This is a genomic window from Sphingorhabdus sp. (assembly GCF_044239005.1).
Taxonomy (GTDB): domain Bacteria; phylum Pseudomonadota; class Alphaproteobacteria; order Sphingomonadales; family Sphingomonadaceae; genus Sphingorhabdus_B.
On sequence record NZ_JBIICH010000067.1, the window covers coordinates 1 to 11,760 of the forward strand.

Below are 11,760 nucleotides of genomic sequence, written 5' to 3' on the forward strand. Positions count from 1 at the left end.
CGTGCGTTCAGGATGTTGCGGCCAGCGGCGGTTGACATACGGAGACGAAAACCGTGGCGACGGGCACGCACGAGATTGCTCGGCTGAAAAGTGCGCTTCATGACTGTAATCCTTAAATTTTTTGCGTCTTGAAATGAAAAGGGCCGCCGAATCTGCGCAGCGACCGCTTCTGTTGCAGTGGCCGATACGGTCCGAAAGGCTAAAAGTCAACACAGGTCAGGGCATTTTCATGTCTATGTCGTCGCGGCGGAACAGGTGCATGAAATCACCTTTCACATCCGGAAACGCTGGACGGTCGGTAACCTTGCCCCGCCGAAGCGCCCAATTGGCCCATTGTGCATATTCGGGATGTTGCCGCGAAAGTCGCGCATAGCGCTTTTTGGCCCAAAGCGAGTTTTTCAGGATGAACGCGAGGCCAATGGGTAGAATGATCAGCGGTCCCGGACCGGGGATTGGGCCTAATAAAGGAGACCCCAAAACCAATATCCACCCAATTGTCAGCATCGTCCAGCGAAAGGCGTTGGTTTGTCGCCAATATGTCCATCCAGATCCACGCATTTGGGTCATGTGGGGAACGAAAAATCCCGCGGCAAGTCATGGCCACAAATTTTTGCGATGAATGCATCTATTTGTTCCGGTTTAATCCGCAATGGGGATGTAATTTTCGGGCTTACGACTATCTTGGAAATATCATGACAAAAGCGCTCTCGCACCTTCATCATATCGGCGTATTGCCTGCAGACATCGATTTCATGGGGCACGTGAATAACGCGCGCTATTTGAACTGGGTGCAGGATGCGGTGCTCGCGCATTGGCACAAGCTTGCACCGCCTGAGGCCGCCGCCAAATATCTGTGGGTCGCGTTAAAGCATGAAATCACTTACAGGAAACCTGCATTTCTTGATGATGTCGTTATCGCCTCTGTCGTTCTTGAAAAGGTGCAGGGCGCCCGGTCGTTTTACGAAACGGTCATCAAGCGCGGTGAAGACGTGCTGGCTGAGGTTAAATCAAGCTGGTGTTGCATCGACGCGGTGACCCTTCGTCCCGCGCGTATTGCGGCGGACATTCAAGCCTATTTTTTCCAGAAGGATTGAATTCGCGCGCCGGTTAAAAGATCGGGTCGTTTGCGCTGTCATCCAGCGGCGTGACGGCTCCATGAATTCCGCACTCAACCTTATCCCAGCCCTTCCAGCGACCCGAGCGTGGGTCTTCGCCTGGCGCAACCTTCGTGGTGCAGGGTGAGCAGCCAATCGACGGATAGCCCTGCGCCACCAGGGGATGCACAGGCAGTGCGTGCTCGGCCATATAGGCTTCGATCCTAGCCTTGTCCCAATCTGCAAGCGGATTGACCTTCAGGCGGCCTTCCTCGATCTCGAACCGTGGCAATGCCTTGCGGGTTGCGGACTGAAAGGCTTTTCGGCCCGTAAACTGGGCGTCAAAACCCGCAAGCGCAGCCTTCAGCGGAAGGACTTTGCGAATTTCGCAGCAGCCATCGGGGTCATAAGACCAGCGCAGGCCAGTCCCATCCTTTTGCGCCAAATGCGCAGGGTCGGGGGCGATGATGCGCAGGTCCAATAGGCCAAGAATATTCCGCAGTTCCTCGCGATAGCTAATCGTCTCCGGAAAATGCTTCCCGGTGTCGAGGAACAATATAGGCGTGGCGGGGTCAATGCTGGCAATCAAATGCAGCAAAACGGCGCTCTCTGCGCCGAAGCTGGATACTATCGCCGCATCACCCAACATATTTTCACGCAGCAAAACGGTCAGCATCTCGACGGTATCGCGCCCACGGAACATGTTGTTGAGACGGACGGCGTCCACCTCAGTATAACGTGGTGCGGTGTTGATACGGTCGGCGATGCGAACCAGTTCACCCATGCCGTAACTTCCAAACGGGAACCGCGGCGTCCGCGGCCTTTTGGTAAAATTGGTCATAGGTCGAAAGCGCGCGCGCGACGGCTTCGGGATTTAACGACGCTTCGGGTGCAAAGCTGTCAAAACCACAGCGCCGCATGAACGCAATTTGGTCGACCAGAACATCACCTTGTGCGCGCAGTTCGCCGGTGTAGCCAGCTTCACGCAAGATGCGCGCGGAACTGTAGCCGCGCCCGTCGCGATATTTCGGGAACGCAACTTCGATAAGCGTCAGCCGATCCAAAAACGGGATCAGTGCGCGTGCGTCGTCATCTGGTTCAAGCCGGACGGCGGTTGCGTTTGACTGGTCCAAAAAGGCATCGAGCGTCACCGATGGCTGTTCGGTGACTTCATCCGTGCGATAGCGAAACTCAACCATAGATCGCCTCCTTAAAGGGTTCGAGGCCGACACGGCGATATGTGTCGATGAAACGTTCATCGCCTTCACGCAGCGTCTTGTAGACTTCGGTGGCCTTTTCGACCGCGTCGACAACGCCGTCTTCATCAAAGCCGGGGCCAATGATTTTCCCGATGCTGACGTCTTCCGCGCCAGAGCCGCCGAAGGTCAGCTGATAATTTTCCACACCCTTCCGGTCGACACCCAATATGCCGATATGACCCGCATGGTGATGCCCGCAGGCGTTGATGCAGCCGGAGATTTTAAGCTTTAGTTCGCCCAAATCGCGTTGCCGGTCCATGTCGGCAAAGCGCGTCGCAATTTTCTGCGCGACGGGGATCGAACGGGCGTTGGCAAGGCTGCAATAATCGAGGCCGGGGCAGGCGATGATATCGCTGATCAGGTCAAGATTGGCATGTGCCAAATCGGCTTCGCGCAATGCTTGCCACACCGCGTGCAGATCGCGCTTGGCCACATGTGGCAGGACGATGTTCTGCGCATGGGTGACGCGCAATTCGTCAAAGCCATATTGCTCGGCAAGGTCAGCCATCACATCGATTTGCGCCGATGTTGCATCGCCCGGAATACCGCCAATGGGCTTCAGGCTGATGTTGACGATTGCGTAACCGGCTTGCTTGTGTGGCTTTACGTTCTGATCGAGCCAAACCGCAAAATCGGGATCGCTGCGATCGGGCTCAACGTCGGCTGCGTCAAATGCAGGCGGCGCAAAGAAGGCGCTGATGCGTTCCAGCTCTGCCAATGGCGGATCGATGCCCAGCGTTTTGACATGGGCGAATTCTTCCGCAACCTGACGGCGATATTCGTCTGCGCCAATTTCGTGGACGAGTATCTTGATACGCGCCTTGTAAATATTATCGCGGCGGCCATAGCGATTGTACACGCGCAAGCAGGCTTCGATGTAGCTGAGCAGGTCGTCGGCTTTGACAAACGGGTTGATCTCTGGCGCAATCATTGGCGTACGGCCCATGCCGCCACCTACGAATACGCGCGCACCCAATTCGCCATTTTGACGGACAAGCTCCAATCCGATGTCATGCAAGCGCATGGCGGCACGATCTTCGGGGGAGGCTATGACCGCAATCTTGAACTTGCGCGGCAAATAGCTGAATTCAGGGTGGAATGTGGACCATTGGCGCAGCAATTCCGCCCAAGGACGTGGATCTGCGACTTCATCCGCCGCCGCACCTGCATATTGGTCCGACGAAATGTTGCGAATGCAATTGCCGCTGGTTTGAATGGCATGCATTTCAACCGTTGCCAGTTCTTCCAACAGATCCGCACATTCTTCAAGCTTGATCCAGTTATACTGAATATTCTGGCGCGTGGTGAAATGGCCGTAATCGCGGTCATATTTGCGGGCGATGTGCGCGAGCATCCGCATCTGGCGGCTATCGAGCGTGCCGTAAGGAATGGCGACGCGCAGCATATAGGCATGCAATTGGAGATACAGTCCGTTCATCAGCCGCAATGGCTTGAACTGGTCTTCCGTAATCTCCCCCGCGATACGCCGGTTTACCTGATCGCGAAATTCGGCAACGCGCGCATCGACGATCGATTGGTCGAAATGGTCATATTTATACATATCAGATTATCCAGTCGCCTGCCGCTGGGTCAGCGGGTTTCAATGTAAGGTCTGGCCGCACCGTTGGCCCAAGCGCACGGACCCTGTCCTTGATATGCGCGGGGCGGGGCCCTTGGGGTGTGGCAACTGCGTCGATGATGTAGGGCGCGTTCACACGGCGTGCGCCTTCCTCGGCATGCAGCACGGCTTCGCCATGTTCACCAACATCAACCGCATCTTCAACATGGAGCGACCAGCCGCTGCCTGTCCACCAGGTCACAGCGCCAGAGCGCAATTCATTTCCAGTCAGTAACTTCACGCAATTTTCTCCGCCTGTTTGGCAAAATGTTTGAGCCGGTTTTCGGCATCTGATTTGAGGACAACGTCGCCGACCACGATGATCGCAGGGGATTGGACGCCTTCACGTTTAATCAGGTCGCCCAAATCGGTGAGGATCGTTTGCATCGCGCGCGCATCGGGCCGCGTAGCGCGTTCGAGCACCGCAACGGGCGTATCGGGTGACAGGCCGTCGGAAATCAGCTTTTCGGTAATATCCGCAGCGGTCGCAACGCCCATGTAAATGACCAGCGTGCGACCTTTACCGGCAAGGCCAGCCCAATTCTGGTCGGTCAGGCCCTTGCACTGGCCAGCAACGAACGTGACGGCGCTGGAGGCATCGCGGTGGGTGAGTGGCAGCATCGTCGCCGCAGCGCCGCCCATGGCCGCAGAGATGCCGGGTACAACTTCAACATCTATTCCCGCGTCACGGCACGCTTCGGCTTCTTCGCCGCCGCGCCCAAAAATAAACGGATCGCCACCCTTTAACCGGACAACGATCCGGCCAACCTGCGCTTCGCGCACCAGAATGTCGTTAATGCCGTCCTGCGGCACAGAATGGCGCGACCGGCTTTTTGCGACTGAAATCAGCCGTGCGGACGGGCTGATCAGCGCCATAATCGCGGCGTCGACAAGGCCATCATGCACAACAACGTCGGCCGACGCGATCAGCCGTGCAGCCTTCACCGTCAGCAGGTCGGGGTCACCGGGGCCAGCGCCCACCAAATAGACTCGTGCTTTTTCCATGACACCAAAATGGACGGCCACCGTCCAAGCTTCAAAACAGGATTAGTTGGCCGTGGGTTAGAAGAACTTTATCGGTGCCGATTTTTAAGCGGTACGTTTACTTACGAACGTAGATTGTCCGCCTCGCGCGCAATCAGGTCCGCAGACTTTTGCAATTATCAGCCTTCATGCTTCAAAGCTTTCCCCAAGCCCTGAATATGCGCCAGTTTTTGATATAAAGGCTGCCAGTCATCCTTTTGGGCAATGGCGTCCCAAATCATCTCGACCTCATCGATCAACATTGCGCAGACGGGGTTGCTTGCCCAATAATCGTCCGATGCGTTCACTGGCGCATAACCGCGCAAGATGTCTTCAAATGCGGCTTGGTCTGCCCCCGTGGACGCGAATGCGCCTGTCCTTCCACCTCTGTGGCCGTGGAAAAATGCAGCGATGGGGATTTGATCGCGGACCATCGCGCGTTCGGCGGCTTCGACCAGGCGCTTATCCGCGTCTTCGCCCTTCGACACAACGCCCAGTCGCCATAAAAACCGGCGAATGACTGATTGTTGATAGAGGTCGGGAAAGCGTTCCAGTGCGGCAATCAGCGGCGGCGCGTCTGACACCAATCGCAGCGCAACCGCGAGTTGGCCAAGGTTCCAATGCAATGCCTCGGCTTGCCGCCCGAACGCATAAAGTCCGGATTGGTCGAAATAGGCTGCGGTAAAGCTTGGGTCCCATTTTTCGGTGAAACGCCATGGGCCATAGTCAAAGCTTTCGCCGGTGATGTTGATATTGTCGGTGTTGAGCACGCCGTGGACGAAGCCTGCGACCATGTACGACCCGGCAAGGTCGGCCACGCGATCCACCGCGAGCTCCAACAACTGTGCCGCGGCGTTGTCCGAAACTTCGACGCAGTAAAGATGTTCGAGGCAATAATGGATGAGCTTGTGCATCAGCGCCTCATTGCCCTCCGCCGCGATGCGTTGGAACGTCCCGAAACGTATATGGCTATGGCTGAGCCGAACCATGACGGCGGATCTGGTGGGCGAGGGCTCATCCCCGCGGATCAATTCTTCGCCGGTTTCAATCAGCGAGAATGTTTTGGAAGTGTTGACCCCAAGCGCCTCCAGCATTTCGGTGGCCAATATCTCGCGCACGCCACCTTTCAACGTGAGCCTTCCGTCTCCGCGCCGGCTGTAAGGGGTGGTGCCCGAACCTTTGGTCCCAAGGTCAAGCAACCGGTCATGGCCGTCACGCAGCTGCGCGAACAGAAATCCCCGTCCATCGCCAATATCGGGATTGTACACACGAAACTGATGCCCGTGATACCTAAGTGCCAAAGGTTCGGGCATGTTGTCGGGCAGCGGTTCAAAACGCCCGAAATGGCGGACCCACGCCGCGTCGTCATATCCATCCAGCCCAACAGTTGCCGCCCACCGATCGTTGCGAAAACGCAATATCGTCTCGGGGAAGTTGGCCGCGCGCACAGGGTCACCAATTTTTTCACCCAGACTGGCGATTTGTGGATCAGGACGGTAGGGAGAGTGCATAGGTTCGATAATCATTCACAGCATCTGGGCGGTGCGAGAAGGAAAGGCAAGTATGGCGGCGGTCCGCATCCTCCATTTGCATAGCAGCTTTAACCTTGGCGATCAGGAATCGCGCACGGTTCGTCTTATGAACCATTTTGGCGATCAGGCCGAACATAGCGTTTTGTCGGCGGTTGATGATGCCTTTGGCGCTGCCGATGCGATTGACCGGCGGGTGAAGGTTACATTCCCGAAAGACGCCGCACCGTCGTTGAAAGGCATGCCAGCCATTGGGCGCTATCGTCAGCTTGCCCATTATATGAAGAAATTCCATCTCGTTTTAACATATAATTGGGGCGCGATGGATGGCGTGATGGCGCATACACTGTTTACACGCAGCATGGGTCTACCGCCATTGATCCACCATGAAGACGGGTTCAACGATGATGAAATCGACCGGCTGAAAAAACGGCGAAACTGGTTTCGCACGATTGCGTTGCAGCGTTCGAATGCGTTGGTCGTCCCGTCGAAAACGCTTGAGCATATCGCCCGAACCATATGGCATCAGCCGCTGGACAAGATTTGTCGTTTCCCAAATGGCATCGATACCGACCATTTTAACCGGCGGCCGCAGCGTGGATCTTTTCCAGGCTTTCAGAAACGCAATGGCGAGATCGTGGTCGGCACGATCGCCGGGCTGCGCCCGATCAAAAATCTTCCGCGGCTTGTGCGTGCGGTTGCAGCCGCTGGGCCGAATGTCCGGCTCGCGATTGTGGGTGACGGGCCAGAGCATGGTGCAATCATGGCGGAGGCAGAGCGGCTTGGTATCGCGGACCGTGTGATGATGCCCGGCTATTTACGTGACCCGGCGCGCTATATTCGCCTGTTCGATATTTTTGCGCTGTCGTCGGATAGCGAGCAATATCCGACCTCACTATTGGAGGCGATGACCAGCGCCATTCCGGTGGTATCTACCGACGTTGGCGACGTAAAAAATATCGTTGCACGCGAAAACCGTCCGTTCATCGTCCCGCGCACCGACGAGGCATCTTTGGCGCAAGCTATCGGAGAGCTAGCAAATGATGCCGGACTTCGGGAAAAACTCGGCATCGCCAACCGCTCTCTGGCCTGTGCACTATATGATGAAGAGACAATGTTTGCGCGTTATCGGCAGCTATATGGTTCCGCCATGAAACGTGCCGATTTTGCGCGACAAAGCTAGATAATTGCGATAGCGCGCGAGCACGCTGAACGGCGCTTTTGATATAAATATTGGGGGTTGTGATTGTGTTCAAGGGTCTGAAACCCATTATCTATGGTGGCCGCGAAGTTTGGCCTTTGGTCGAGGGCGGCAAGGGCGTTGCTGCTACCAATCACGCAAGTTCTGGCGCATGGGCTGCCGCCGGTGGCATTGGCACTGTGTCGGCGGTTAATGCCGACAGCTATGATGAAAATGGCGAGATGATCCCGCAGGTTTTCCACGGAAAAACACGCGCGGAACGTCATGAAGAGCTCGTGGAATACGGCATCCGTGGCGGAATAGCGCAGGTTCGCCTGGCGCATGAAATGGCCAATGGCAAAGGCGCCATCAATATCAACGTGCTGTGGGAAATGGGCGGATCGCAGCGCATTTTGCACGGCATATTGGAAGCGACCAAGGGAATGGTCACCGGCGTCACATGTGGCGCGGGCATGCCTTACAAGCTTTCCGAAATCGCGGCGCAATATGGCGTATATTATCTGCCTATCGTCAGCTCTGCACGTGCATTCCGTGCATTGTGGAAACGCGCCTATCACAAGGTGCCCGAATGGTTGGGCGCTGTGGTTTACGAAGATCCTTGGTTGGCCGGTGGCCACAACGGCCTTTCCAACGCGGAAGACCCTCGTAGCCCCGAAGACCCCTATCCACGCGTAAAGGCGCTGCGCGATGTCATGCGCGTCGAGGGCATTTCGGACGACGTGCCGATCGTCATGGCGGGCGGCGTATGGTTCTTGCGTGACTGGAACAACTGGATTGATAATCCAGAGCTTGGGCAAATCGCATTTCAGCTGGGTACGCGGCCATTGCTCACGCAGGAAAGCCCCATTCCACAGGGTTGGAAAGACGCGCTGACGAAAATTCCTGAAGACGGCGTGCTGTTGCATCAGTTTTCGCCAACAGGTTTCTATTCAAGCGCGGTCATCAATCCGTTCCTGCTTGAGTTGCAGGCCCGTTCAGAACGCCAGATTGCCTATGTGCAGGCCGCCGATGCGGAACACACCGCGCAGCTGGATGTCGGCGTGAAGGGCAAGAATTTCTGGGTGAAGCCTGCGGACCTGATGAAGGCACGCGAATGGGATGCACGCGGGTTTACGGTCGCTTTGAAGACGCCGGACAACACTTTGGTCTTTGTGACGCCGCCGTCGGGCGAAGTCATTCGCAAGGATCAGAAGGATTGCATGGGCTGTCTGTCGCATTGCGGATTTTCGTCGTGGAAGGACCATGACAATAATTCGACGGGCCGCCTCGCCGATCCGCGCAGCTTCTGCATTCAAAAGGCATTGCAGAACATTGCGCACGGCGCGCCCATCGATGAAAACCTGATGTTCGCAGGGCATAGCGCCTATCTGTTCGGTAAGGATCCGTTCTATTCGAACGGTTTCGTCCCAACTGTGCAGCAGTTGATGGACCGCATCCTGACGGGCGATTGATCCTGGGTTAGCTTACCGAAAATAGCCCTTGGTCGCGTAGTGTTGCGACCAAGGGCTATATAATATTACGTTGCCTTTGCGGAGCAGCCCCACTGGGGCCACTGCCATATGCGCTGATGCATTAGGCCAAGTCAGGGGCGGCTTAATCCAAATCCCAAGCGCGTTCGCCGTGGCTTGAAATATCAAGCCCATCACGCTCCTGATCTTCGCTGACACGCATCGGTACAACCATCGAAACCAGATAGCCGATGATCAGCGTGACCACGGCGGAATAGGCACCGACGATGGCCACGGCTTTCACCTGAACCCACAATTGCGATGCCATGCCCGCACCTTCGGCATAGCCAGCGCCGCCAAGCGCCTCGCTTGCAAAGACGGCCAGCAGGACGGAACCAAGTATCCCGCCGATACCGTGCACCGCAAAAACGTCGAGTGAGTCATCGATTTTCAGCGTGCCTTTGACAAGGCCGACAAACCAGAAGCAGACGACGCCTGCCAATATGCCGAGAATGATCGCGCCACCGGGGCCAATGACCCCTGCTGCAGGCGTGATCGTCGCAAGCCCAGCGACTGCGCCAGTTGCAAAGCCGACGGCTGTGGCCTTACCGACCTTGATACGTTCAATCATCAGCCAGACAATTGCTGCCACCGAGGCCCCGACATGGGTGTTGATAATCGCGCTGGCGGCCGCGTCATTTGCCGCCAAAGCCGATCCGCCGTTGAAGCCAAACCAGCCAACCCAGAGCAGGCCTGCACCTGCCACTGTGAGCGCGGGGCTATGCGGGAGCATAAGCGTTTTGGGAAAGCCAATGCGCTTGCCAAGCATGAGCGCGACAACAAGCGCTGAAATACCCGCCGTGGTGTGCACAACAATGCCACCGGCGAAATCAATGACGCCCTGGTCGGCCAGAAAACCGCTGCCCCAAACCCAGCGGGTCACGGGGACATAGATGAGCAGCGACCATAAGGCGCTGAAAGCCACGACCCAGCCAAAGCGGGCGCGTTCGACCCATGCTCCGACGATCAGGGCAGGGGTGATGATCGCAAATGTCATTTGGAAAAGTGCAAAAGCAAGCTCACCCGTCGTCTGCCCCTCACGGACAGAATCGAGCAAGCCATTGAACATGACATTTTCAAGCGAGCCAATGAAGCCGTTGCCGTTCACGGAAAAGGCGAGGCTGTAGCCAATGACAATCCAGATCACCGACGCAATAGCGGCAATCGCGCCGCATTGAACGAGGACCGACAAGAAGTTTTTGGCGCGAACCAATCCGCCGTAAAAAAGTGCGAGCCCAGGAAGCGTCATCATCAGCACGAGGGCCGATGCGGTCAATATCCACGCGCTATCGCCGCTATTGGTTTCAGGGATAGCGACCATGCCGGTCTGTGCCATCGCTGGCGCTGACATGGCTGCGCTTAAAACCAGCGCTGACTGCACAAATTTCTGGATCATAATTTTCCCCACCCGCTTATTTGCCACGTCTCTAGGCGCGGCGTAACAAAGCCTCAAGGCACAAAATTACGGCTAACTTACCGCAATCGAAAGAAAATTGCTTATTGCCAGCCCTCAAGCACCTGATCGGGCGGTCGGTGGCCGTCGGCCCATACGCGGATATTTGTAATCACGCGCTCGCCCGATGCTTCGCGCCCCTCGACTGTGGCACTGCCCAAATGCGGAAGCAGCACCGCGTTGGGTATGCTCAAGAACCGCGAGTCTACGGCGGGTTCATGCGTGTACACATCAAGCCCTGCGCCCGCGATACGACCACTTTGCAGTGCCGCGATCAATGCGTCTTCATCGATCAATTCACCGCGTGAACTGTTGATGACATACGCGTTGGGTTTCATGTGCGCGATGCGTTCGGCATTTATGATTTTGTCGGTGTCCGCCGTTAACGGGCAGTGCAGCGTGATGATGTCCGAACGGGCCACCAGCCGGTCGATGTCGGGTTCGAACGTGACGCCCAGTTCATCCTCAACGCTGGCGGGCAAGCGGCTGCGCTTGTTGTAAATGATATTCATGCCAAATGCCTTGGCGCGCATGGCAACGGCCTCTCCAATACGGCCAAGGCCGATGATGCCTAGCGTCTTGCCACCAATGCGATGACCCAGCATGCCTGTGGGGCTCCAGCCGCTCCATTCGCCATTGCGCATGGCACGGTGTCCTTCACCAAGCCGGCGGGGTACGTTCAGAATGAGCGCCATCGTCAGGTCAGCGGTATCGTCGGTAAACACGCCGGGCGTGTTCGTCACCATGATGCCCTTGGCCTTTGCTGCGGCCAAATCGATGTGATTAACGCCAGCACCATAGCTCGCGATCAATTTCAGGCGCGGCGGGGCGGCGGCGATGATGCTGGCATCGATGGAGTCCGTAACAGTCGGCACGAGCACGTCGCAATCCGCCATCGCGGCAACAAGCGCATCACGGGTGAGGGGCACATCATCAGCATTGAAACGAGCATCGAACAGTTCCGCCATGCGCTTTTCAACAGCAGGAAGAAGCGTGCGGGTGACGCGGACAGATGGACGTTCAATACGGCTAAGTTCGGGCATGGCAGTGACTAAAGCCGAATATATCAGAAGGT

13 protein-coding genes are annotated in these 11,760 nt (G+C 56.6%); 3 read left to right on the forward strand and 10 right to left on the reverse strand.

Annotated elements, in window-relative coordinates:
• Both rpmH and ACILQA_RS06660 read right to left on the reverse strand, forming a co-directional pair.
• On the reverse strand, positions 1-101 hold a 101-nt coding region (rpmH, locus tag ACILQA_RS06655), incomplete at its 3' end, for a 50S ribosomal protein L34 (RefSeq protein ID WP_395629005.1).
• Positions 102-216: 115 nt separating this feature from the next.
• Positions 217-567, reverse strand: a complete 351-nt coding sequence (locus ACILQA_RS06660; protein WP_395628998.1) for a hypothetical protein — start codon at positions 565-567, stop codon at positions 217-219.
• A gap of 125 nt (positions 568-692) precedes the next feature.
• Here ACILQA_RS06660 and ACILQA_RS06665 point away from each other — a divergent pair, with 125 nt between their 5' ends.
• Positions 693-1,094 (forward strand): acyl-CoA thioesterase, encoded by a 402-nt coding sequence (locus ACILQA_RS06665; RefSeq protein WP_395628999.1) that lies wholly within the window; start codon positions 693-695, stop codon positions 1,092-1,094.
• 13 nt (positions 1,095-1,107) lie between these two features.
• On the opposite strand, the gene ACILQA_RS06670 is transcribed toward ACILQA_RS06665, so the two are convergent.
• The 6 genes from ACILQA_RS06670 to ACILQA_RS06695 form a co-directional block, all read right to left on the reverse strand.
• Positions 1,108-1,878, reverse strand: coding sequence for a phosphoadenylyl-sulfate reductase (locus ACILQA_RS06670; RefSeq protein WP_395629000.1), 771 nt, complete (start codon positions 1,876-1,878; stop codon positions 1,108-1,110).
• Positions 1,871-2,293 carry a DUF934 domain-containing protein gene (locus tag ACILQA_RS06675; protein ID WP_324479421.1) on the reverse strand — a complete coding sequence of 141 codons (423 nt, stop codon included), beginning with the start codon at positions 2,291-2,293 and terminating at the stop codon, positions 1,871-1,873. The genes ACILQA_RS06670 and ACILQA_RS06675 overlap by 8 nt, the downstream gene beginning before the upstream one ends.
• Positions 2,286-3,914 carry a nitrite/sulfite reductase gene (locus ACILQA_RS06680; protein WP_183941665.1) on the reverse strand — a complete coding sequence of 543 codons (1,629 nt, stop codon included), beginning with the start codon at positions 3,912-3,914 and terminating at the stop codon, positions 2,286-2,288. Before ACILQA_RS06680 ends, ACILQA_RS06675 begins: the two co-directional genes overlap by 8 nt.
• A 1-nt stretch (position 3,915) precedes the next feature.
• Positions 3,916-4,212, reverse strand: a complete 297-nt coding sequence (locus ACILQA_RS06685; protein ID WP_183941664.1) for a DUF2849 domain-containing protein — start codon at positions 4,210-4,212, stop codon at positions 3,916-3,918.
• Complete coding sequence (cobA, locus tag ACILQA_RS06690; RefSeq protein WP_395629001.1) at positions 4,209-4,976, reverse strand: uroporphyrinogen-III C-methyltransferase; 768 nt, start codon at positions 4,974-4,976, stop codon at positions 4,209-4,211. The genes ACILQA_RS06685 and cobA overlap by 4 nt, the downstream gene beginning before the upstream one ends.
• A gap of 158 nt (positions 4,977-5,134) precedes the next feature.
• Positions 5,135-6,520, reverse strand: a complete 1,386-nt coding sequence (locus ACILQA_RS06695) for a protein adenylyltransferase SelO family protein (protein ID WP_395629002.1) — start codon at positions 6,518-6,520, stop codon at positions 5,135-5,137.
• A 37-nt stretch (positions 6,521-6,557) separates the two neighbouring features.
• Between ACILQA_RS06695 and ACILQA_RS06700 the strand changes: the two genes are divergently transcribed.
• Positions 6,558-7,706, forward strand: a complete 1,149-nt coding sequence (locus ACILQA_RS06700) for a glycosyltransferase (RefSeq protein WP_395629003.1) — start codon at positions 6,558-6,560, stop codon at positions 7,704-7,706.
• A 62-nt stretch (positions 7,707-7,768) separates the two neighbouring features.
• Positions 7,769-9,175 carry an NAD(P)H-dependent flavin oxidoreductase gene (locus tag ACILQA_RS06705; protein ID WP_395629006.1) on the forward strand — a complete coding sequence of 469 codons (1,407 nt, stop codon included), beginning with the start codon at positions 7,769-7,771 and terminating at the stop codon, positions 9,173-9,175.
• A gap of 142 nt (positions 9,176-9,317) precedes the next feature.
• Here ACILQA_RS06705 and ACILQA_RS06710 read toward each other — a convergent pair whose 3' ends face one another.
• Both ACILQA_RS06710 and ACILQA_RS06715 read right to left on the reverse strand, forming a co-directional pair.
• A complete protein-coding gene (locus ACILQA_RS06710; RefSeq protein WP_395629004.1) occupies positions 9,318-10,628 on the reverse strand; it encodes an ammonium transporter in 1,311 nt (436 codons plus the stop codon).
• 101 nt (positions 10,629-10,729) lie between these two features.
• The gene (locus tag ACILQA_RS06715) at positions 10,730-11,728 is read right to left on the reverse strand and encodes a 2-hydroxyacid dehydrogenase (protein WP_395629007.1); all 999 of its coding nucleotides are present in this window, start codon (positions 11,726-11,728) and stop codon (positions 10,730-10,732) included.
• Positions 11,729-11,760 lie beyond the last annotated feature (32 nt).

Coding starts and splice junctions, on each gene's coding strand:
- ACILQA_RS06660 (WP_395628998.1), bottom strand. CDS start 567: ATGACCCAAATGCGTGGATCTGGATGGACATATTGGCGACAAACCAAC.
- ACILQA_RS06665 (WP_395628999.1), top strand. CDS start 693: ATGACAAAAGCGCTCTCGCACCTTCATCATATCGGCGTATTGCCTGCA.
- ACILQA_RS06670 (WP_395629000.1), bottom strand. CDS start 1,878: ATGGGTGAACTGGTTCGCATCGCCGACCGTATCAACACCGCACCACGT.
- ACILQA_RS06675 (WP_324479421.1), bottom strand. CDS start 2,293: ATGGTTGAGTTTCGCTATCGCACGGATGAAGTCACCGAACAGCCATCG.
- ACILQA_RS06680 (WP_183941665.1), bottom strand. CDS start 3,914: ATGTATAAATATGACCATTTCGACCAATCGATCGTCGATGCGCGCGTT.
- cobA (WP_395629001.1), bottom strand. CDS start 4,976: ATGGAAAAAGCACGAGTCTATTTGGTGGGCGCTGGCCCCGGTGACCCC.
- ACILQA_RS06695 (WP_395629002.1), bottom strand. CDS start 6,520: ATGATTATCGAACCTATGCACTCTCCCTACCGTCCTGATCCACAAATC.
- ACILQA_RS06700 (WP_395629003.1), top strand. CDS start 6,558: ATGGCGGCGGTCCGCATCCTCCATTTGCATAGCAGCTTTAACCTTGGC.
- ACILQA_RS06710 (WP_395629004.1), bottom strand. CDS start 10,628: ATGATCCAGAAATTTGTGCAGTCAGCGCTGGTTTTAAGCGCAGCCATG.
- ACILQA_RS06715 (WP_395629007.1), bottom strand. CDS start 11,728: ATGCCCGAACTTAGCCGTATTGAACGTCCATCTGTCCGCGTCACCCGC.